General features: G+C 52.5%; 4 protein-coding genes. 1 reads left to right on the top strand and 3 read right to left on the bottom strand.

Annotation, left to right across the window (positions count from 1 at the left end):
• From MVD07_RS03115 to MVD07_RS03125, 3 genes are all read right to left on the bottom strand, one after another.
• Positions 1–480, bottom strand: a 480-nt coding sequence (locus tag MVD07_RS03115) for a DUF257 family protein (RefSeq protein ID WP_297498517.1), incomplete at its 3' end; no start/stop codon positions are given.
• Positions 481–556: 76 nt separating this feature from the next.
• A complete protein-coding gene (locus MVD07_RS03120; RefSeq protein ID WP_297498520.1) occupies positions 557–1,552 on the bottom strand; it encodes a TIGR01177 family methyltransferase in 996 nt (331 codons plus the stop codon).
• Positions 1,539–2,084, bottom strand: a complete 546-nt coding sequence (locus MVD07_RS03125; RefSeq protein ID WP_297498523.1) for a GNAT family N-acetyltransferase — start codon at positions 2,082–2,084, stop codon at positions 1,539–1,541. The genes MVD07_RS03120 and MVD07_RS03125 overlap by 14 nt, the downstream gene beginning before the upstream one ends.
• Before the next feature lie 54 nt (positions 2,085–2,138).
• On the opposite strand from MVD07_RS03125, the gene MVD07_RS03130 reads away from it, so the two are divergent.
• On the top strand, positions 2,139–2,615 hold the full coding sequence (locus tag MVD07_RS03130) for a ferritin family protein (protein WP_297498526.1): 477 nt from the start codon (positions 2,139–2,141) through the stop codon (positions 2,613–2,615).
• The last annotated feature ends 81 nt before the right edge of the window (positions 2,616–2,696 follow it).

The raw sequence follows: 2,696 nt of genomic DNA on the forward strand, positions 1-2,696 counted from the left end.
GATACGGCTCTCGTCCCCTATGTGGGGTCTGATAAGATATCCGAATATCTTCTCCCTTTCCCTCGGGTCGTTCTCATACCTCAGGAGAACCTTGTCGAAGCCCACTACAATCCTGAACCTGTGCTTTTCCCTAATGGACTTCACTATCTCCTCGTAGTGCTTTTTCCTCACGGGTGGTTCCTCGTTCAGATCAACTTTTCCAAGTATGTTTCCCGTTGGGATTATACCTCCCATCTTGATCACGGGTGAGCTGTCTATTAGAGAAATATCCACGCCGGAGAGATGCAGGTGAGTCCTGAATACGTGGAGCTGGTCGAGTTCGTCAACTATTATGACGTTATCCACGCCTACAAGACTCCTCAAGATTCCATAAAAGAGCATATGCACGGGTTCTTCTGGGGTGTATTCAACTAGTATATCTTCCCCAGGTTGAAGTTTTTGAGCAAATTTTTCAAACACTATAATCTGGTCATTGGCCATAATCCTCTCCCCTGGTTAGAAAAATATGGAGGGACGTAAAAAGGTTTCGATGCGATCAACATTTTAGAAATTTTTTCTATTTTTCAAACACGTAGAAGTACCTATCAAGGCTCTTGTGAACCCTCTGGTAGTACCTACCGACAGGTCTGAAGCCGAGCTTCCCGGCCTCTTCCTCCCCCCTGAAGTCAGCTGGAAAGGCTATGACGAGCCTCCCACCCGGTTTAAGAACGTTATAGATACTCCTCAAAACAGCCCTGTAGAGCTCGTCCCTCCTCCTGCCCGCGAGGGTTGCGGAGGTGCCGTAGGGGGGGTCAGTGGCAACGGCTTCAAACCTCCTGCCCGGGAACAGCTCCTCCAGCCTCGTGGCGTCTCCAAGTTTAACCTCGTAGTCGGTTATGCCGTAGTGCCTCAGGTTCCTCTCGGCACCTTCCACCATCTCCGGCTTAATGTCTACGCCGTAAACCTTCAGGCCGAGAAGGCCAGCCTCGATGAGTATCCCGCCGGCGCCCATCATCGGGTCAAGGATTTCTCTCCTTGCCTTCGTGAGGTTCACAAGGGCCCGGGAAACCCTCGGGTGGAGGGATATCGGCCTAAAAAAGGGCCTGTGGTGGGCCTTTCTCATCTCGAATTCCTTCGGGTCGAAGAAGCGGAGCCTTATTCCTGTGTACAGCCTCTCCCCACAGTAAACCCTGACAACTGTATCCGGTTTTGATAGGTTTACCCTAAAGCCCCGGGCGTGTATGGCCGCTCCGAGCTTCCGGGGGAGGTCAGTAACGTTGTGCCTGCAGTTGGCCATTGTCTCGGTATCGACTTTGAAAGCCCCTCTGATTGGCCATTTCGCTTTTTCGGCCTTCTCAAGGAGCTGTTCGATGGATTTGGCCTCGACAATCAGCTCCCCGTATTCGTGAGCCAGCCCAAGTCTGTTGAGGTGTGGGAAGACTCTCTCATCTCCCGTGACCTTCAGCAGGAGGTAGTCCTGGCCGACAACCTCTTCCCCGGCCAGCTCAAGCATGGCTCTAACCTCGTCCCGTGCCATCTCTGGAAGGTTCCCCAGGATTTCAACGTAGAGCACCCTCTTCCCTCCCAGTGTACTTCAGGACGACGAAGTCCCTGTAGTCCATAACCTTTTCGAAGCCCTTCCGGAGGTAGTAGGAGTAGGCTTCAAGGTTCGGAAATGTTACAACGTAGGGCGTTTTCCCGAGCTCCCTCAACCGATGGATGGCGAAGGAGAGGAGCATCGAGCCGTAGCCTTTTCCCCTCACCTGTGGGGATGTCATGAAGAACTCTATCAGGCCTGCCTTCTTGTCCCTTATTTGCTCGGGAACCCACCAGACGTCCTTCTCAGTCAGGTTGTAGACGAGGGCAACAGTCCCCAGGATTTCGTCATCCCTCATTATATAAAGCTCATCGAACTCCCCTCTCAGGCGGAACTCAAGGAAGGGCTCGTAGACCCTCCTAAAGTCCTCAAAGTCATCAGGGGAGGGCTTCTCCTCGACCCACTCCAGGGCCGGATAGGCACCGTTAGTGCTCTGATAAACCTTAAACACGAACATGAGGAGCTCTTTCTTCATCTCTTCCGGCCTTTCAGCCCTTTCGATTCTCATTACTGTCCACCAAGTTTTATTAAGGTGGCCGGTTAAATATAATTTGGTGGTTCCATGAACGAGCTTGAGGCCTTAGCCCTAGCCCTTGAAGTCGAGAAGGCCGAGCTGAAGTTCTACCTGAGGCTCGCAAGGAAAGCGGGGGACGAGAAGGCCAGGAAGATGTTCCTGTTCCTGGCGAAAGAAGAAGCTGAGCACTGGGACGAGTTCGAGAAGGCCTTCCTTGAGAGGGTCGCCGCGGAGTGCAGGCTTCCGGCTGTAAGCGAGGAACTCCTTGAGAAACTCCTTGTCAAGGAACCGGAAAGCCTGAGTGAGGTTGATGCCGTAAAGGTGGGCATGGAGCAGGAAAAGCTGACCTGGGAGGTCTACGAGAAAGCCGCTGAGGAGGCGGAGCATGAGGGTGTTAAAAGAATCTTCGAGGAGCTGGCGAAGGTAGAGAAGGGCCACTACGAGCTTCTTAAGGCGCAGTACGACTCGATAATGAAGACGGGCATATGGATGGACTACCAGGACTTCAGCCTGGAGGTTGACTGACTTATTCGACCAGCACGTTGACGAGCTTTACGTTTCTTCCTGTTTTTCTCCGTATGGTCTCTATTATTTCCGGGTCGTTGA

Source organism: Thermococcus sp., assembly GCF_027008145.1.
In the GTDB taxonomy this organism is placed as follows: domain Archaea; phylum Methanobacteriota_B; class Thermococci; order Thermococcales; family Thermococcaceae; genus Thermococcus.

Excerpts from the sequence above, each read along its gene's own strand:
- MVD07_RS03130 (WP_297498526.1), top strand. The coding sequence starts at position 2,139 with ATGAACGAGCTTGAGGCCTTAGCCCTAGCCCTTGAAGTCGAGAAGGCC.
- MVD07_RS03125 (WP_297498523.1), bottom strand. The coding sequence starts at position 2,084 with ATGAGAATCGAAAGGGCTGAAAGGCCGGAAGAGATGAAGAAAGAGCTC.